Annotated in this window: 12 protein-coding genes; all 12 read left to right on the top strand. The window is 40.8% G+C overall.

What is annotated here, in order from left to right; translation table 11 throughout:
* The first annotated feature begins 551 nt into the window (after positions 1 to 551).
* Positions 552 to 1,811: an accessory Sec system protein translocase subunit SecY2 gene (locus HF881_RS08950; protein ID WP_169447203.1), complete on the top strand. Its 1,260-nt coding sequence runs from the start codon at positions 552 to 554 to the stop codon at positions 1,809 to 1,811.
* 6 nt (positions 1,812 to 1,817) lie between these two features.
* Complete coding sequence (gene asp1, locus HF881_RS08945) at positions 1,818 to 3,416, top strand: accessory Sec system protein Asp1 (protein ID WP_169447202.1); 1,599 nt, start codon at positions 1,818 to 1,820, stop codon at positions 3,414 to 3,416.
* Positions 3,403 to 4,983: an accessory Sec system protein Asp2 gene (gene asp2 / locus HF881_RS08940; RefSeq protein WP_169447201.1), complete on the top strand. Its 1,581-nt coding sequence runs from the start codon at positions 3,403 to 3,405 to the stop codon at positions 4,981 to 4,983. Before asp1 ends, asp2 begins: the two co-directional genes overlap by 14 nt.
* Entirely contained in the window at positions 4,980 to 6,014 is a 1,035-nt protein-coding gene (asp3, locus tag HF881_RS08935; RefSeq protein ID WP_169447200.1) for an accessory Sec system protein Asp3, read from the top strand. Before asp2 ends, asp3 begins: the two co-directional genes overlap by 4 nt.
* Complete coding sequence (gene secA2 / locus HF881_RS08930; RefSeq protein WP_169447199.1) at positions 6,004 to 8,391, top strand: accessory Sec system translocase SecA2; 2,388 nt, start codon at positions 6,004 to 6,006, stop codon at positions 8,389 to 8,391. The genes asp3 and secA2 overlap by 11 nt, the downstream gene beginning before the upstream one ends.
* A gap of 68 nt (positions 8,392 to 8,459) precedes the next feature.
* Positions 8,460 to 10,673, top strand: coding sequence for a hypothetical protein (locus HF881_RS08925; RefSeq protein ID WP_169447198.1), 2,214 nt, complete (start codon positions 8,460 to 8,462; stop codon positions 10,671 to 10,673).
* 51 nt (positions 10,674 to 10,724) lie between these two features.
* Complete coding sequence (locus tag HF881_RS08920; protein WP_169447197.1) at positions 10,725 to 11,900, top strand: glycoside hydrolase family 1 protein; 1,176 nt, start codon at positions 10,725 to 10,727, stop codon at positions 11,898 to 11,900.
* Positions 11,901 to 12,157: 257 nt separating this feature from the next.
* Complete coding sequence (locus HF881_RS08915; protein WP_169447196.1) at positions 12,158 to 12,844, top strand: hypothetical protein; 687 nt, start codon at positions 12,158 to 12,160, stop codon at positions 12,842 to 12,844.
* A gap of 14 nt (positions 12,845 to 12,858) precedes the next feature.
* The gene (gtfA, locus tag HF881_RS08910) at positions 12,859 to 14,388 is read left to right on the top strand and encodes an accessory Sec system glycosyltransferase GtfA (RefSeq protein WP_169447195.1); all 1,530 of its coding nucleotides are present in this window, start codon (positions 12,859 to 12,861) and stop codon (positions 14,386 to 14,388) included.
* Positions 14,389 to 14,415: 27 nt separating this feature from the next.
* Positions 14,416 to 15,744, top strand: a complete 1,329-nt coding sequence (gene gtfB / locus HF881_RS08905; protein WP_169447194.1) for an accessory Sec system glycosylation chaperone GtfB — start codon at positions 14,416 to 14,418, stop codon at positions 15,742 to 15,744.
* A gap of 68 nt (positions 15,745 to 15,812) precedes the next feature.
* Positions 15,813 to 15,989 carry an XRE family transcriptional regulator gene (locus HF881_RS08900; RefSeq protein ID WP_084945370.1) on the top strand — a complete coding sequence of 59 codons (177 nt, stop codon included), beginning with the start codon at positions 15,813 to 15,815 and terminating at the stop codon, positions 15,987 to 15,989.
* A gap of 427 nt (positions 15,990 to 16,416) precedes the next feature.
* Positions 16,417 to 19,586: KxYKxGKxW signal peptide domain-containing protein (locus tag HF881_RS08895; RefSeq protein ID WP_169447193.1), on the top strand; the 3,170-nt coding region annotated here is incomplete at its 3' end.

Here is a 19,586-nt window from a genome sequence, read left to right as displayed (position 1 = left end):
TTCATAAAGTGCTCTTCACACTTATAAAAAGAGAGGTCGTGTTTGAAAATAATTGATAAATATGCTACAATAGTAGGCACTGGTAATTTTTATAAATGATTTTTTAATGAGAAAAATCGGAAAAAATCCATTCAACTTTCGAAGAATCATGATCAGATGAGAAAGCGTAAAATTCCTTACCCTTCAGAGATTTGGTATGGGAATGGTTTTTTAGATGTCAATCATGGTGACAGAGTTGATATACTTATAAAAATTTTAAGGATTAAGTAAATCCGTTTATGCATTTGATAATGTTCAAATAGAAAAAATGGAAGAACAGGTGTTCTCACATGAAAATATTCAAGGATAGAAGAGAAGCTCCAAGTAGATTTACACTCATGAGGTGCTCCTGTATTTCGTAGGTGAAATATCATGGTAAGCCAGTTAATCCTATCTTGATTATCAGTGGGATGAGCCTGTTTTCTTGAGTTGTCTTGCTGTTATGATGGTGCATGAACATTGCTAGAAAATGATCGCAAGACTTGCTAAATATAAAGAATAAAGGATGACAGATGAAACATTTCGGTCTTAAGAAACAGAAACGAACAAGTATTTTTTTCCGAAGAGCAATTTTTACAATTTTGATCATTGCGATCTATTTACTTGGTCGCCATATTTTACTTCCAGGATACAATGGCAATACAGGTTTTTCGCAAATAACTGAGCAAAATCCCTTGGCCTATTTGTATTCCTTGGCAGGAGTAGATGTCTCTCAGATTTCCATGTTTTCTCTGGGATTAGGTCCATGGATTACGACGATGATTGTCTGGCAGGTCATCAACTTGAATAAAAGTTGGAATATCCAGTCCTGGTCATTGAAAAAAGCGGATTTTGTGCAAAAGATTCTCACTTTGATTTTTTCCGTGTTACAGGGGATAGCTGTTATGTACACAGCTCGTTCGGAAAATGGACGCTTTTTGCTTCTTGTAGATGATTGGATTTATAATATGGCTGTACTAGCAACTGTTGTAGCAGGAAGCTTTGTTATTATCTGGTTGGCTAGTTTGAATGTTAGCAAGGGAGTAGGCGGGCAGACAATTATTATTATTTCAGGAATTCTGCTACAATTTGCTAACCAATTAGTAGTATTGATAGGACAATCTGTTTTTTCTAAAGAAGGATTAGCCTTTCTAGTAGGTGCGACGATCTCATTTTTGCTCTTGGGCTATATCGCTGTGGTCTGCGAGAGAGCTGAAATTCGTTTGCCTCTAAATCGAGTCATGCTAAGTAGTCGTTACTATGGCAAATCTTACCTCCCTATCAAATTTCTTCCCTCTGGGGGAATGCCTATTATGTATGCCTCGAGTGTTATTATGTTGCTTCAGTTGGTATTAGACTGGTTTGGACATGGTTTTACAAAAAATTTTGGTAGTTTATTTGACTTTACAAAACCCCTAAGTTTAGCCTTTTACCTGCTTGCTATCTATCTTCTTGCAATTTTATTTGCCTATATCAACTTAGAACCAGAAGAAACAGCGAAACGTTTACAACGTCAAGGAGAATACCTAGATTATATCCAGCCGGGGAAAGCAACTTTAAAAGTTTTGAAACATTACATTTCCTTACAATCTAACGTAGGAGCACTCTACCTGATCGTTTTTATTGGTTTACCCTATTTCATTAATTTCTTCCTACCTCTTCCAAATTTGCTTTTGACTATACCAAGTACATTGATCATTTTAGTCAGTATGCTCTTGCCTTTGCATGAAGAAATACGTATCTTGAGAATTGGGACTTACTACCACAAAGAATTAGAATTTAAAGGAGAATAGAGGGATATGTTTTACTTTGTACCATCTTGGTATAGACAAGATCGGAAATGGTATTCTACCACCCTGCCTTTCTATTACGTGTCTAAAAATATGATGTTTGATGATGCGGTGAATTTGCTGCGAATGTTTCAGCAATCAGGAGAGGCAAATACCACTCTGATTTTGAACTATTCAACACATATTCGAACCTTTCTTTATCAGCAAAGAATATTGCCAGAAACTGTATGGAATCTATTTGATACCATACAAGGTCTGACGGATGTATCTGTACGTAAAATTCGTCTGGAAGATATTAAATGGCCTCAAGGAGTAGAATTCTTCTATACTCCTTTTATGATTGAGGTATATTTAAATCAAGAACACTATGCTAAAATTAACTTTTCACAAACAGGTAATTTCTTTGATATTACTTATTTTGAGGGTGGGCAGACAAATCATCAGCTAATTTTTGATGATCGTGGATTTGTTTCAAGTATCATCTATTTTGAAAATGATCAGCCTTACTACCAAGATTATTTAAATTTACAAGGTACATGGCAGTTTAGGGAATTTTTGAGCACAGAAAATCATCAAGTACTTATCAACCCTGAGGCACAGGCTACATTTACAAAAGAAGTTTACCGAGATATCGAAGAATTGATCAATGAAAAACTAGATCAGTATCTAACTTCTTCGCTAACCAAGGATGATACGATTGTGATTTCGTCAGATGTACAGCACAATCACTTTTTCCAAAAGATTAAGGAAAACCATCATGTTATCTTGTCTTTTTTTGGAGATCGCTATCCAATTACAAATCAGGAGCAGCTGCTAACGGATTTGACAGACACGCCGTTCTTCGTTGTCGATAGTTTAAATAAAATTGAAACGATAGCCGCTAATGTTGATCTAGAACAGTTGCCGGGATTTTATGAGATTCCGCCTTATGATACTCATCTAAACCTAGGGCATAGTCAAAGAAAAAAAGAGTTGATTGTTTACGTCAATTACGACAATCTACCAGCAGATCAAATTCAATATGTGTTTACGACTTTGTTTGAAATGATGTTGAAAAATGAATGGATTGACTTGCTGGTTGGAACACAAAGTCAGGATTTTGGTCGAGAGGCCTATATAAAACAGGTACTAGAAAGCTATCGATCTCTTAAGCCAGAATATGAACAAGAATTGATTTTTGTTGATAAAGAGAAGAGAGCGAGAGGTGAAAACCGAGTTCTTGATGATGAAGAGGAGATTGTTCGCGAACGGATTGATATTGAGACCATTCATAGCGACAGCGATTTGATTAAAGTTCTGAAGTACGTTCGTATTATACTAGATTTGGGAACTCCAGCTGATGTGTTGACTCAAATCGCTGGCATTAGTGGAGGGATCCCTCAGGTTAACTTGTATAGTTCTTCTTATGTGAAGCATGGAGAAAATGGTTGGATTCTAGATGATATTTCAGATTTCGAAGAGGCACTCTTATACTACCTCACAAACTTAGAACATTGGAATCAATCTCTAGTTCACTCAGTCAAGAAGATTGAACAGTATACAAGGGGTGAGATTGTCGATATGTGGAAAAATACCATAAAGGAATTAAAAGGAAATGAAAAAAATTAGTGTTTTGCAAATTGCTGATGAAAATTGGCAGGAGCAATATGAAATTCCTAGTAATATAAAATGGACATTTGTCAAACCAGAAGACATCGTCTCTTTATTGCCAGAAGATATCGGGATCTTAAATAGAGAAGTTGAGGCGGAAAACGGGAAAAAAAAGAAGAAAAAAGTAGACAAACCGTTTGATGTCGTGTTAGTAGATACTGCTGAATATTTAGAGTATGTCACTATCTTGGATCAGAAAATTCAGGTTTACCGTCTGTTCTATCATGAGCGTTGTCAAATCACTACAAAAACGCTGGAACGATTTCTTTTGCGCAAAAAAGCTGTGAAAACAAATTTTGAAAATCCAGAGCAGATGCTACATATATTTTCACGTGGTTTTTTCTCTAAGCAAAATGGAACGAAACTAAGTGTTAATCATCTAGTCGCTGCACCATCTTTTGAGGGGCAAGTCAGTTATGAAGGGACAAATTACCTTCGTTTGTGTGGCCGATACGGCGAGGATTATCAGACTATTGCGACCTATCAACATAATGTTTTTCTGAGTGGGGAGATGCCCTTAGATCTGTGGCCTGAGTTCAGGGTTTCAGAAGGTTGTTCAATCCGCTACGTTGTCAAAGGTTTTCCAGCTGGAAATTCTCCCATGCAAGAATGGATTTATGATGAAACGAGCTTTGATCGGCCTCTGACGTTAGATGTAAATGATTCGTATTATTTGAGTATCAGTATTCAAGCAAAAGGACAAGGAATTGTAAAACTTGGTCCCTGCCACTATCGAGACTCCCATCTAGGCTATGGAGACTTGTTAGTCGGAGGAAAACGAATTAGCGATAAAAATAGAGAAGAACTGATTTATTTCTTCCATCCAGGAGATTTGAAACCACCGTTGAACATCTATTTTTCAGGGTACCGTCCTGCAGAGGGATTCGAGGGATACTGGATGATGAATAATTTGGGATCGCCATTCTTACTAGTAGGGGATCCGCGTTCAGAAGGGGGCGCATTCTATCTTGGATCGGAGGAGCTGGAACAAAAACTTCTCCAAGTGGTTCATAACTGCTTAGATGAACTCGGTTTTACGAAGGAACAACTGACCTTGTCAGGTTTATCAATGGGTACTTTTGGCGCCCTTTACTATAGTTCTAAGTTGGAACCTCATGCCGTCATTGTCGGAAAACCTCTTGTCAACTTAGGAGATATGGCAGAAAATGAGTCAACTATTCGTCCGGGAGGATTTCCAACGTCACTGGATTTGGTGTACCGCACAATAGGGGAGTTATCAAGTGGAGCTACAGCTCAGCTTAACGAACGTTTCTGGACGGCTTTTGAGTCAGCTGATTTCTCAAGAACAAAATTCATTATCTCCTTTATGTATCAAGATGACTATGATATGTCGGCCTATCCTGATATGCTGGATGAGTTAGGACAGCGAGATTACCGCGTCAGCGTTATCAGTAAGGGATTGACTGGACGACACAACGACGATACACAAGGTATTGTCGAATGGTTCTTTAATCAATATAAAACGCTATTAATGAATAGTTTTGAAAGGGAGTTTAAATCGTGAGATACAAGGAAGAAGTCTATTTTGCTTATTGGGATATCCAAAGCGTATCTCAGTATCTATACGGTTCATCTGTCAAACTGTTAGATGGTGGTCATGTTTTGTATGAAAACCAGTTCATGCCTTCGGGGACAGTTATTCATGAATGGCATTCACGGGCAAACTATCAGGCCTTACGCAATACGAGTCAGCTTCCTGAATTGAAACGTGGGCAAAACTATATTTTTGGCAGTCATATAGAAACCATCCCAGAAAATTCAACATACTTAAAAGTTGAATTTATGGATGCTCGAGACGAAGAAATTTCGAATCAGATCATTAAACAGGGAGAGAGAGTCAGCGTATGCGTTCCAGATAATACACAATATTATAAGGTGCAGTTAGTCAGCTCGGGTTGTCATCGCTTCCTTTTTGAAGGGATTTATGTTGCTGAGGAGCAGTTGGCGGATTATACAGTGGATCGCTACTGGATTTCTGATTTGCTTCATCAGGATTCCGAGAAAGAAACGATGTATGTTTGCTTTACTGAACCTGAACTCAATCGAACAGGTTTTATTCCAGAACGTGTTCGTGAACATTTCTCAAATGTATTGATTGTTAATTCGTCTTATAGAGAAGCGCTCCTATACATGGAGGAACGTTTTTACGAAACCTTGCTTGAAACGATTGAAGAATTAGCGCAAGAGCATCTTTTTGAAAAAGTGGCTTTTGTTGGTTATGGAGCGATTTCTAATATTGCGGCCTTGCATTACTCCAAACAATTTGGAAATTCATACGCTCTTGTGACGGATGAGTTTTTAAGCGAACTAGACTATCAACGCTTGCTGGAACGTTACCGTAATCGAGTAAATCCGCCTATTTTTAAAGAATTATTGCTACAGCAATTTAATCCGACAAAAGTTAAGGAATATGCGGACTTGAAGACTAGACCACGTGAACTAGCAAACATTGAATATTTATTAGATAAGTCATTTTTACTTCAAGCGATTGACTTGGAAAAGATTGAAGAGTGGATGAGAGAGAATGAAAACTAAACGATTCAATTTGACCAACTCCTATAAACTAATGCGTTACAAAAAGATTTTGGAGAAGGTTAATAAACTATCTGATAGTTATGCAGCTATGTCAAATGAGAAACTGCAAGCTCAGACAAAATGGTTTAAAGAACGCCTTTCTGGAGGAGAAAGTTTGCAGTCCATTTTGCCAGAAGCGTATGCAACCATTCGTGAGGCAGCCAAGCGTGTATTAGGATTATATCCTTATAATGTTCAGGTTTTAGGGGCCTTGGTTATGCAAGACAATCAGATTGCAGAAATGAGAACAGGGGAAGGAAAAACCTTGACAGCTATCCTTCCTTTATACCTAAATGCTTTGACGGAAAAAAGTACAATCCTAGTCACGGCCAATGAATATTTGGCAGCGCGTGATGCTAAACAAATGGCACCCGTTTTTCGATTTTTAGGAATGACAGTTGGGGTTGGTGTCTCGGACGATCCGACAAAAAAACTTAAAATTCCTCAAAAACAACAAATCTATAAGAATGATATTGTCTATACAACACATAGTGCGTTAGGGTTTGATTACCTAGAAGAAAACTTGGCGACATCTCAATCAAAGAAGTTTTTGCCAAAATTTTATTTTTGTTTGGTCGATGAAGTAGATGCAGCCTTGCTAGATAGTGCGCAGATGCCTCTAATCATTTCAGGTTCTCCTCGGGTGCAATCCAACCTCTTTCTCTCGTGTGATGAGTTTGTAAAAACTCTAAAAGAAGGGGAAGATTTTAATTTAGACTCCACTCGGACATCGGTATGGTTGACGAGAAAAGGAGTAAAGGAAGCAGAGGTTTATTTCCGCGTTCAGAATGCCTATGATCCAGATAATTACCAGCTCATTCGCCAAATTAACCTAGCTTTGAGAGCCAACCACTTATTTGAAAAAGATCGTCAGTACACGGTGGATAATGGTGAAGTTAAACTGATGGATGAGGCGACAGGGCGTCTCTTGGAAGGGAATAAACTCCAATCAGGATTGCACCAAGCGCTAGAAGCCAGAGAACGTGTGAAAATCACATTGGAAACGCGTTCGATGGCCTCTATTACCTATCAAAATTTATTTAGAATGTTTCCAAAATTAGCAGGAATGACGGGTACTGGTAAAGTTTGTGAGGAGGAGTTCAGAGACGTTTACGACTTAGGAGTCGTAGTTGTTCCTACACGAAAACCCAATTTACGAATTGATTATCCAGATGAAATCTATCTCACGATTCCTCAAAAATTATATGCTTCATTGGAGTATATCAAAAAATTACATAAAAAAGGTCAGCCAGTTTTAATTGCGACAGGATCAGTTGGAATGTCTGAGATTTATTCTATGCTCTTACTCCAAGAGGGAATCGCCCATAATGTGTTGAACGCCCATAATGCAGCGAAAGAGGCTGAGATGATCGCACTGGCGGGTAGACGTTCTGCAGTGACGGTAGCAACATCAATGGCAGGTCGTGGAACAGATATTATCTTGGAAGAAGGGGTTGCTGAGTTGGGTGGACTTGCTGTTGTTGGAACAGAGAGAATGTCCAGTGAGCGAGTCGATTTGCAGCTTCGCGGTCGTGCCGGACGACAAGGCGCTCCAGGATTGAGCAAATTCTTTATTTCTCTTGAGGATGATCTTATTTCCAAGTCTGGTAGCAAATGGATTAGTGAGTACTATCACAAAGAAATTGCAAAACCAGAGGAAAAACAAAAGATTCATTTGACCTCTCGTCGTATTAGATATGCGGTTGAAGAAGCTCAGAAGAATAGTGATAACGCGTCAGCGGCTTCCAGACGTTCAACGGAACGATATGATGAAAGTATCCGTATTCAGCGACAGATTATCTACAATAAGCGTAATAAGCTCATCTCCCATCCAGACTTTGATTTGACCTATTTCTTGTCTACCCTATCGGATGCAGTGGACATTTATACAAGTAAAACACCGTTTAAAGAGCGGGCGGATTTGTTTCGCTTTGTTTTGGATAACATTAGTTATTACTGCGAGGATATTCCAGATGATCTAGATGTTACGGATTTACGGCAAGTTAAAAAGTTTTTATCTGACCTCCTTGTTTCAGAATACCAGCAGAAAAAAGATAAAATCAAGGATTCAGAGTTGTTCAATCAATTTCAACGAACTGTTGTTTTGAGAGCGATAGATGACTGTTGGGTTGAGCAGGTTGACTATTTACAGCAATTTCAAGGTTTGGTGTCTAGTCAAGGGTATGCCCAAAAAAATCCTGTCTTTGAGTTTCATAAAGAAGCTTTTAAATCATACAAAAGAATGAATGCAGATATAAATCTAAACATTATAAAAAATATGGCATTGAGTTACATTAATATTAAGCCTTCTGGGAAGTTAGAAGTTTTCTTTGGCTAATACTTTGACAGATTCTGTTGTAGACTTTATAATGATGATATAACTGTATTTTTGGAGAAAATCATATTATGAGTAAAAATAATAACAAAGAGCTAAAGGGATTTAAACGTTTGATATCAAAGTTTAAGCAAACGGGTAGGGAAGATAGTGATTACCGTAGCCTAGATGCAACTAAATCAAAGCCCGTTAGTCGAAAACTCAAAGAGCAAAAGGAAATTATTCTGAGTGCTAGTGAAGATCTCGAGTTACCAACAGAGTCAGTTTCTGTCATGGAAGCCTTAGAAGACTTTCAGGAAAGGAACAGTTTGGGAGTAGCTGACTTGATAAGGAATGTTAGTCAGAGTTTGTCAACTAGCGCTTTAGCTTCCCTCAGCCTTTCTGTCGCAGATTCGTACAGTGAGTCGTTTAGCCAGAGTATATCAGCAAAAGGACTCTCGCTTCGAGAGTCCATGTCTGAGAACTACTCATTAGCGGTCTCTTCTTCAGAATCTGAATTTGGGTCTCTTTCCTTGGTTGATAGTCTCTCTATTTCTGAGCATTTGACAGAGGAGTCCCTTTGTCAGGATACGGACGCATTCTCTTTGAGTGAAAGTATTGCATACTCAGAGCCTCTTTCTTTGAATGAATCAGAGCAAGCGAGTCAGAGTGTTTCCGAGTCTGAGTTCTATAGCCTAAGCCAAAGTGAGTGGGAATCCGTTTCAGAATCCCAAAGCATTTCAGAAGCAGAGTGGTGGAGTTATTCTGAATCAGAACAAGCGAGTCAGAGTGTCTCCGAGTCTGAGTTCTATAGCCTGAGTCAGAGTGAGTGGGAATCAGAATCCCAAAGCTACTCAAAATCAGAGTGGTGGAATTATTCCGAATCAGAACAAGCAAGCCAGAGTGTCTCCGAGTCTGAGTTCTATAGCCTGAGCCAGAGTGAGTGGGAATCGATTTCAGAATCCCAAAGCATTTCAGAAACAGAGTGGTGGAGTTATTCCGAATCAGAACAAGTGAGTCAGAGTGTCTCCGAGTCTGAGTTCTATAGCCTGAGTCAGAGTGAGTGGGAATCAGAATCCCAAAGCTACTCAAAATCAGAGTGGTGGAATTATTCCGAATCAGAACAAGCAAGCCAGAGTGTCTCCGAGTCTGAGTTCTATAGCCTGAGCCAGAGTGAGTGGGAATCGATTTCAGAATCCCAAAGCATTTCAGAAACAGAGTGGTGGAGTTATTCCGAATCAGAACAAGCGAGTCAGAGTGTTTCCGAGTCCGAGTTCTATAGCCTGAGCCAGAGTGAGTGGGAATCGATTTCAGAATCCCAAAGCATTTCAGAATCAGAGTGGTGGAGTTATTCCGAATCAGAACAAGCGAGTCAGAGTGTCTCCGAGTCCGAGTTCTATAGCCTGAGCCAGAGTGAGTGGGAATCAGAATCCCAAAGCTACTCAAAATCAGAGTGGTGGAGCTATTCCGAATCAGAACAAGCGAGTCAGAGTGTTTCCGAGTCCGAGTTCTATAGCCTAAGCCAGAGTGAATGGGAATCCATATCCGAATCCCAAAGCATTTCAGAATCAGAGTGGTGGAGTTTTTCCGAATCAGAACAAGCGAGTCAGAGTGTTTCCGAGTCCGAGTTCTATAGCCTGAGCCAGAGCGAATGGGAATCGATTTCCGAATCTCATTCCTTGAGTGAGATGATTTCTCATCTACTTTCTGAGTCCGAGTCGTTAAGTTTGAGCGAAATCCTCTATCTCAGTGAGTCCGAATCCTTAAGTCAAAGTCAACAAATATCTGAATCTTTAAGTCAAAGTCAGAGTGTAGCTGATTCGGTGAGTTTCAGGAAAGCATCCCTATCTCAATCCTATAGTATGTTAGAATCAGAATTTGGTTCCTATAGACAGAGTGTGGCGGAGACAGAGGTATTCGCGCATGACTTGCATGCTTCGGAACGTCTGTATAAGAGCCTCTCTGAACTGGATATGAGCCCTCTAACTCACCAGCAAAAAGTGCAAGAAGTGATGACACCTGAAATTTCTGAAGAAGGATTGTCTCAAACACATATTGCTGAGGAGCAACAGGAACTTGAAAATAGAGAGGAATCAATAAAGAATGTAGATTTGCAAGACTCTCTGAAACATCTGTCTCACTATTCAGAATCAAATGGTACAAATTTAAGGATGACAGAACGCCAACTCTACCACCTACTCAAACCAGGTTCGCAGCCTCTAGCACGTGACTTAAGAAATGTTGCAAGTGAATTGTCTGGTTTGGCTGCTATTACTCAAAAAAGGGAAGATGAGAAATCCTTCTAAAAAGAACTTGCAATCATTAACTAGAAATAATAAAAATCAAAAGGAGTCGCTATGATTAGAAATATGATGTCAAATAGTAACAAAGGTTTGGGTACTACAGATGTACTACCAGTTGACCAATCTCGGATAGAAGTTTTGAATGGAACAGTTGACTACAAAAATGTACCTTTAGGATCTTATGATATCCTAGGGAGATTTGCTTCAGCAGGTCAGAGAGATTATACGGAAGAACTGAATTTGATTCAATCAATGGGTTTTAATGCCTACAGAATCTCGATCTCTTGGGCACGCATCTTTCCAAGTGGTGAAGAGTTGCAGCCGAGTGAAGAGGGGTTGAAATATTATGAAGCAATCATCGATGACGTATTAGAAAAAGATATCGAACCGATTGTGACCTTGAGTCACTTTGACCTTCCGCTGAATCTATATGAAAAATATGGAGCTTGGAAAAGCCGCAAGATGATCGAACTCTTTGAGCGTTATGCAGAAGCTGTCTTTCAGTACTTTAAGGACAAAGTGAAGTATTGGATTACCTTCAATGAATTCAACGTTTTGCACCATTTGCCGTTTCTTGGTGGGGGATTGTCTTTTGGAGCAGATGACAATCAAGAACAGATGATTTGGCAAGCAGCTCATTATCAATTGGTTGCTTCTGCACGTGCAATCAAGCTCGGAAAAGCAATCAATCCAGAGTTTCAGTTTGGTGGGATGATGGTTGTTAGTAAAAATTACAGTCAGCAAACTGAAAATGCTATTGATGTAATGGAAGCAGAAGTCAAAGATAGGGAAAATTATTTGTTTACAGACGTGCAAGTTCGTGGATACTACCCAAATCACTTTTTACGTCGTTTGGAACGTGATCAAATCGCCTTGGATATTGAAAATGATGACCTCTTTGTCCTAAGAGATGGGAAAATTGACTTTGTCAGCTTCAGTTATTATGCATCAAGCAATTCCCAAGAAGTTTTTATCAACAAATATGCAAGTAATGGCCAAAATCAAAATCGCATTGATTCTGTTGGACTTCGTCTCGTGATGAACAATCTTTATGATCGTTACCAAAAACCACTCTTCGTCGTGGAAGATGATGTGGTCTTGGATGATTCAAATAGCGTAGCAACTGAAGAGTTGAAAACAAACATCCAGGAGATCGTGAAAACAGTCGAGTATGATGGTGTGGAATTGCTTGGCTATACACCGCTTACTTGGACGGAACTAAAATTTTAAAATAGGAAGTAATAACTCGAATTCTTTCTGGTCTAAGAAGTAGCGTTCATGTTTTTACTTTTAAAAATGTCTGACCTATCAATCAGACATTTTTTTAGAAATGGATGAGCTTTAAACTAAGTTCGGATTTTGCTTGATAGCGCTTCAGGATATTTTCCTTATTTGGAGCTTAGAAAAGAATAGCAATTTACGCTATTTTATGCTACAATGAGGAGTAGTAGTGTAAATTAGAATAAGTAAGGAATAGAGGGAGCAAAATGAGACTGAAGAAAACATTGTTCGGTAACTACCGTGCTAAGGAAGTCGAAGATTGTATCGAAGCATTAGAGGAAGGGTTCGATCGTGAAATTCAAAAGAAGAATGAAAAGATTGAATCCCTACGTAAAAAAATCGACTCTATGAAGAATCAAGAAAAAGAGATCGGTGAAGCAGTCATTTATGCCAAATCTCTTGTCATTGAAGCTCATGATAGGGCCGAAAAAGAAGCTAAAGAAGTTTTAGAAAAGGCACAAAAAGACTACTTAGATACGAGAGAATCTATTCTCGAAGAAATCGATACTCTGACCAAAAAACGGGCAGAGGTCGAGAGATTGTATAATTTACAAAAAGAAAAAATTAAAAATATTATTAGTCGAATTGATGATTTTCTAGAACTGGACGATATCGATGGTAAACCAAAAGATATCAAAAAAATTCAAGAATTACGTAAAGAACTTGATAGACCAGAGGAAGTTGCTAAGGAGAAAGAAGAGGTGGTGCCTGAGAGTGAGAAAATCCATCTCGAACAACCCCTTGCAAAAACAGGAACAGATAGTGCCATCTCTGTCAGCCACATCACTTCACGTCGCGCAAAACCCAAAAAGAAAGACGAAGATAAGTTCGACGATGATAAGGGCAAGAGAATCAAACGTCTTTCGAGAATTAAACGAGATAACTTTTTGTAAGAGGATAATCAAATATGACAATTTATAACATCAATTTGGGGATTGGCTGGGCGAGTAGCGGTGTAGAATATGCACAGATCTACCGTGCAAAATTGCTTCGTAGTGTTGGCTTAGATGCGAAGTTCATCTTTATGGATTTTATATCTGCTGATAACATTGAACATCTGACAAAGAATATTGGCTTTGAAGATTCTGAGGTTATCTGGCTTTATCAGTATTTTACAGATGTTAAAATTGCACCGACGACCTATACGCTAGCACAGGTCTTGGCGAGTTTCGATAAAGAGCCCCTCGAAATTATTCGGGACACCGATATGAAGACGATTCGACTTGTATTTGGTGATGGTGATTTTGTGACTTGTTATGCCTGTGACATGGACAAAGAATTGATTGAGCGCGCTGAAATTGTTTCGCGTGGTTGTTTGATTCAAAAAGAGTACTATACTTATACGAAGAATTTTATCGAGTATTTTAGTCCGATGAATGGTCATGCGCAATTATATCAACGTACCTGGCTCGATGAAGATGGCAGTGTGGCTTATGAGGAAATCATCAATGAAGTCGATGGTAGGCAGGAGACGCAAGTCTACCGTTTCCCAAATCATGTTTTCTATTCTAAGCAAGAGTTTGTCGCGCATTTTATAAGAAGTTTGTCTCTAACGGACAAAGATTTGTTGATCTTAGACCGAGAGACAGATATTGGTCAAGCTATCTTTGCTAATAAGGGCGCTGCAAAGCTAGTCGTCATCGTTCATGCAGACCACTTTAGTGAAAATCCTGCTGAGAAAGACTATATTTTATGGAATAACTATTATGAGTATCAGTTCGAATATGCTGACGAGGTGGACTATATCATTAACTCGACCGATGCGCAAACGAACCTACTCAAAGAACAATTCGCTCAATATACAAACATCAAACCAAAGGAAATCTTGACTATTCCAGTGGGAAGTTTGGATCAATTGCGTCATCCAGAAGGGGAGCGCAAGCCGTTTGGATTGATTACAGCTTCGCGCTTGGCAAGTGAAAAGCATATTGATTGGTTGATTCACTCTGTAGTGAAGGCACATGAGCAATTACCTGAAATTACTTTTGATATCTATGGTACGGGTGGTGAAAGAGCTATGTTGGAGCAGTTGATTCATGAGTTAAACGCAGAAGAGTATATCCGCCTGATGGGGCATCACCACATGGCAGATGTTTACCGAAATTACTCTGCTTACCTGTCTGCCTCTACAAGTGAAGGATTTGGTTTGACCTTGTTAGAAGCGGTTGGCTCTGGTCTGCCAATTATTGGTTTTGATGTACGTTATGGAAATCCAACCTTTATCCGTGATGGGGAAAATGGCTACTTGATTCCTGAGGCGCGTCCAGATGATCTGGATGCAATGACAACGGAATATGCAGAAAAGATTGTCCAGCTATTTACTCAACATTCCCAAGAAGATTTATCCCGTGTATCCTACGAGGTGGCAGAACCATATCTTGATGAACATATCGCCCAGCGTTGGTATGATCTTGTTCAATCTGCACAGCATCAGTAGAGATTCGAAAAGAAAGGCATAAACACTATGATTTGTTTATTTGAACGCTATGATCAAGCGAGTTTTGATTTGTTACGTTCACTTAAGGCAGCTGGGCTAGACTGCCCTGTTGTCGTGATCCGAGACGATGGCTACCTCGCACCTGATGTTGAGTCGCCTTACAGTTACTTTACTGGAGATGTGGCTTCAGAGGACGATCTACCTCTTTATTTTAACCTTGTTCCAAGGCCTCATTTGTGGGAAATCCGCTCGAGTAATGTTAATGGTGAAATCTTAGATATGGGTAAGAAACGTGCCAATATCTTTTACCGTCAACCAACACACGAACGTCGTGTGCGTGCAGTCGAGTGGTTGGATGATCAAGGCCGTGTACGTGCTGCGGACATTTACAATCGCAAGGGACGTCTCTTTGCACAGATTACCTATGATGATGCTCAACGTCCAACTCATACACGCTACTTTAATCAAGATAACGTAACGGTGATTATGGAAAATCATCTAACAGAGGATATTGTCTTAACTCTTGATGGAAAACGCCATATTTTCAATTCTAAGCAAGAATTTGTAATCTTTTACTTGCGATATCGTGGATATGATACAGATCGCATTATCTACAATTCTCTAGCAACACCATTTTTAGTAGCCGTTGGTCTGACTCCAAAAGAAGGACGAGCAGAGGATATTCTTTTCTGGCAGGAGCCGATTGGAGAGGAGTTGCCGGGTAACATGAAAGCAGCGATGCAGCTGCCTCATCGCAACATCCGTATTGCAGTACAGGATAAGCAAGTTTATGATAAAATACTCAAGCTTGCGACACCAAAAGAGAAAACTTACTTCCGCAATGTCGGTTATCTCTATCAATACCATCGCCTCAATAATATGAATCCAGAAGCCTTGATCCTGACGAATAGTGACCAAATCGAGCAAATTGAGTCACTTTTGACTCAATTACCAAATGTTCATTTCCATATTGGAGCGATTACTGAGATGTCAAGTCATTTGATGGAATTAAATCGTTATCCGAATATTTCCCTCTACCCTAATATTCGTCCAGCTAAGGTGAATGAACTTTTTGCTCGCTGTGACTTGTATCTGGATATCAATATCAGTGATGAAATTCTCAATGGTAGTCGAACAGCTTTTGAGAACAATATGCTGATTCTCAGTTTTGAGACGACTTGTCACAATCGTCGTTTCGTTGCAGAAAGCCACATTTATCCGGTGGAAAATGTATCAGCCATGGTAGGCAAGATTCAGGGAGTCCTCTCTCTTCCGTCTGAGATGGAGGCTGCTCTTGCTAAGCAAAAACAGGCGGCGAATCAGGCTGATCTGGAAGCCTACAAGGCAATTTTATAAGCTAATAAGACAAGGGCTTGCTTTCGATGAAAGCAAGTTCCTTTCTATCAACAGAAAAGGAGGAGCACATGTCTAACAAGGACAATGGAATTTTACAAGAACATATACGAGAACAGCTAGATAATCGAAAGAAACCCCTAAAAAGGGAGAAGCAAGATTTTAGCATGATTGCTGTGTTGGGCGGAGTTCTCTTTCTCGTCACCCTTTTGGTCACGCTACTCATGCAGTTGGGACGCTTTTTCTAGGATTTTTTCTGGATGGAGGAGGTCTCTAGAACAGATGAACCTTGACGATTTGCTCGTCAAGGTTTTTTGTCTCTATCTAATTGAACTAGTGTGAAAGGTGGGTCTAGGAATTTCGAAAGATAATAAAACGCCTTCAATAATTTGAATCTTAAAAGCGAATTTTAGATAAAAATTAGGCGTTTTCATTGGTCATTTCGAGTATAAATGCTTGAAAAGGAGGAGCCGTTTTGGTAAAATGATAAATGGTATATACTAGATAAAAGTAACTGGTATATCCCAGATGGAATCTGCTTTTTGAGTCAACGGGATAAAAACTGAAACTGACTGCGGTTTTATTATCTTTGGTTTTGAGAGGCAGCGCAACTACGCTTTGTTAATGGTCATGAGGTTAACAAAGGGTCGCAATTGGATAAAAGAAAGGAATAGAATGTTTCGAAGTAAAAAATTTAACAAAGATTTCGAGATCGTAGATGAGAAAAAGCGTTATAAGCTTTACAAGTCGGGTAAAAACTGGGTAAAAGCCTCGAACTCTCAATTGGATCTCTTCCGTATTGGTGGGATGGGCGAAGTTGTCTCTAGTACCCTGTCAGACACTGAAGAACTTGATCACGCACACCTTAGTTTTAACACGCTAGCGGGTATAGGGGGAATCCTGGCCGCGGGAGCTGCAGGATTTGTGATGACTCAAGAGCAAACTGTTTATGCGGATGAAACATCTGAGTATGCAGAAAAGGATAAAACAGTCATCGCTGCTGAACCAAAAGCAGCTGAAACAACTGAAACAAGTACTAACTCAATCATTGCTCAAGCGCAAGCAGAAGTAAAGAAAGCTCAAGCGGAACAAGCATCTGCCTCAGCTTCTGTATCAGTCAGTCAATCTGTTGAGGCTCAAGCGAGTGCGAGTCAGTCAGCATCTGTAAGTGCTTCAACATCAGCGAGTCAGTCAGCATCTGCAAGTGCTTCAACATCAGCAAGTCAGTCAACTGCTCCAGCATCTGAGTCAGCGAGTCAATCAACATCAGCTCCTGTATCAGCTTCAGCAAGTGCAAAAGCATCTGCATCAGTAAGCTCTACACCATCAGCGTCAGCAAGCGCTCCAGCACCTGCCTCTGTAGTTGAGAGTACATCAGTTGTTAGCGAACCATCAGCTCAGACTTCTGTGTCTACCTCAGCTTCAGCATCGCTCAACCTTAAGGTCAACCCTGCGGCAAGTCTTGTATCAGGTAGTGCTAACCAAAGTTTGGCAAGCGCAGCTCTTAGCACAAGCCAAGCAGCAACGACTAGCAACAACATCGCAGCTGGTGTTGTAGCAGACAAGAACCAAGCCCAAGGTAAGGATACAACCAAGCAAGCTGAGAAAGACCAAGCGGCAGATAAGCAAGTAACAACTGCACCGAAAAAGGGTTACTCTGGTTTCCGCCAAGGTATTCCAGGTATTATTGACTCTGAAGCTGGTGTATTTCTTACCGATACACCAAATGGTCAATATGCCAAGAGATATCCAATTCCTGATCAAACAGCTTATAAACCAATGCCTGAGACACATGTTTATTTCCATAATGGACAAAACAAGCACTTTAATGGTACTTGGAAGCAGGAGCATATTGCTAGAGATGCCCTCTATATTTCTGAGACAGACACTAATCGTTTGAAACAACTTGGTCTTAACTATCGATTGGATGTTGTGCAAGTACGGAGTCAACAAGGTCAGATTGGATATTTACCACGTTTGACTATGTGGGGTTATCCAACGCCTGTCAAAGGGAACTTGGTATTGTTCAATGTACGAGTTAGTGGCGCAGGTGGTCAAGGAGTGGTTAATCAAGCTACAATAAGCTTCAATGTTACTCGTAACCCTCGATATGAGAGTGAATCTACATCTGCAAGTCAATCAACGTCAGCATCAACAAGTACACAGTCAGCTTCAGAATCAATGAGTTTGAGCGCGAGTCACTCTGCGTCAATTAGTGCTAGTCAAAGTGCGTCAGCATCTATCTCAGCAAGTATTAGTGCATCAACGTCAGCCAGTGCGAGCCAAAGTGCATCAGCAAGCGCGAGCGTGAGCCGTAGCGTATCAGCTTCTGTATCAGGAAGCCAAAGTGCGAGTGCATCACTCAGCGCAAGTCGTTCAGCCTCAGCAAGCGTAAGCTCAAGCCGTTCAGCAAGTGCATCACTCAGCTCAAGTCGCTCAACATCAGCGAGCGTAAGCTCAAGCCGTTCAGCGAGTGCATCGCTTAGTGCAAGTCGCTCAGCTTCAGCAAGCGTAAGCTCAAGCCGTTCAGCGAGTGCATCGCTTAGCGCAAGTCGCTCAGCCTCAGCGAGCGTAAGCTCAAGCCGTTCGGCAAGTGCCTCAGCGAGTGCATCACTCAGCTCAAGTCGCTCAGCCTCAGCAAGCGTAAGCTCAAGCCGTTCAGCAAGCGCCTCAGCGAGTGCATCGCTTAGCGCAAGTCGCTCGGCCTCAGCTAGCGTAAGTTCAAGCCGTTCAGCGAGTGCATCACTTAGTGCAAGTCGCTCGGCCTCAGCAAGCGTAAGCTCAAGCCGTTCAGCAAGTGCTTCAGTAAGCTCAAGCCAATCAGCATCAGCATCAGCATCAGCATCAACTAGTGCATCAGTATCTGCAAGCCAAAGTGCATCAGCGTCTGTATCAGCTAGCCAAAGTGCATCAGCAAGTGCCAGCCAATCAGCATCAAACTCAGCAAATGCTAGCCAAAGCGCTTCAGCGTCTGTATCAGCAAGCCAATCAGTAAGCTCAAGTCAATCCGCTTCAGCGTCTGTATCAGCTAGCCAAAGTGCATCAGCTTCTGTAAGTGCAAGTCAATCAACTAGCGCATCAGTATCTGCAAGTCAATCCGCTTCAGCATCAGCATCAGCTAGCCAATCAACTAGTGCATCAGTATCTGCAAGCCAAAGTGCTTCAGCGTCTGTATCAGCTAGCCAAAGTGCAAGCATCAGTGCGAGCCAATCAGCATCAAGCTCAGCAAATGCTAGCCAAAGTGCATCAGCAAGTGCGAGCCAATCAGCGTCTGTATCAGCTAGCCAAAGTGCATCAGCAAGTGCCAGCCAATCAGCATCAAGCTCAGCAAATGCTAGCCAAAGCGCTTCAGCGTCGTCTGTATCAGCGAGCCAATCTGCGTCAATTAGTGCAAGCCAAAGCGCATCAGCGTCTGTATCAGCTAGCCAATCAGCATCTGTATCCGCTAGCCAAAGTGCTTCAGCTTCTGTAAGTGCAAGTCAATCAACTAGCGCATCAGTAAGCGCAAGCCAAAGTGCTTCAGCATCAGCATCTAACAACCAGAACTCAGCTTCTATCTCAGCAAGCGCGAGCCAGTCTGCGTCAATTAGTGCGAGCCAAAGCGCATCAGCGTCTGTATCAGCTAGCCAATCAGCATCTGTATCAGCTAGCCAATCAGCATCTGTATCAGCTAGCCAAAGTGCTTCAGCTTCTGTAAGTGCAAGTCAAAGCGCATCAGCGTCTGTATCAGCTAGACAATCAGCATCTGTATCAGCTAGCCAAAGTGCTTCAGCTTCTGTAAGTGCAAGTCAATCAGCTAGCGCATCAGTAAGCGCAAGCCAAAGTGCATCAGCATCAGCATCTAA

The organism is Streptococcus sp. WB01_FAA12 (assembly GCF_012843315.1).
GTDB lineage: Bacteria > Bacillota > Bacilli > Lactobacillales > Streptococcaceae > Streptococcus.
The sequence above is the reverse complement of the archived record's forward strand: the minus strand, read 5'-3'. Positions and strand labels throughout refer to the sequence as shown.

Excerpts from the sequence above, each read along its gene's own strand:
- HF881_RS08915 (WP_169447196.1), top strand. The coding sequence starts at position 12,158 with ATGAGACTGAAGAAAACATTGTTCGGTAACTACCGTGCTAAGGAAGTC.
- gtfA (WP_169447195.1), top strand. The coding sequence starts at position 12,859 with ATGACAATTTATAACATCAATTTGGGGATTGGCTGGGCGAGTAGCGGT.
- secA2 (WP_169447199.1), top strand. The coding sequence starts at position 6,004 with ATGAAAACTAAACGATTCAATTTGACCAACTCCTATAAACTAATGCGT.
- gtfB (WP_169447194.1), top strand. The coding sequence starts at position 14,416 with ATGATTTGTTTATTTGAACGCTATGATCAAGCGAGTTTTGATTTGTTA.
- asp2 (WP_169447201.1), top strand. The coding sequence starts at position 3,403 with ATGAAAAAAATTAGTGTTTTGCAAATTGCTGATGAAAATTGGCAGGAG.
- HF881_RS08900 (WP_084945370.1), top strand. The coding sequence starts at position 15,813 with ATGTCTAACAAGGACAATGGAATTTTACAAGAACATATACGAGAACAG.
- HF881_RS08920 (WP_169447197.1), top strand. The coding sequence starts at position 10,725 with ATGATTAGAAATATGATGTCAAATAGTAACAAAGGTTTGGGTACTACA.
- HF881_RS08950 (WP_169447203.1), top strand. The coding sequence starts at position 552 with ATGAAACATTTCGGTCTTAAGAAACAGAAACGAACAAGTATTTTTTTC.
- asp1 (WP_169447202.1), top strand. The coding sequence starts at position 1,818 with ATGTTTTACTTTGTACCATCTTGGTATAGACAAGATCGGAAATGGTAT.
- HF881_RS08925 (WP_169447198.1), top strand. The coding sequence starts at position 8,460 with ATGAGTAAAAATAATAACAAAGAGCTAAAGGGATTTAAACGTTTGATA.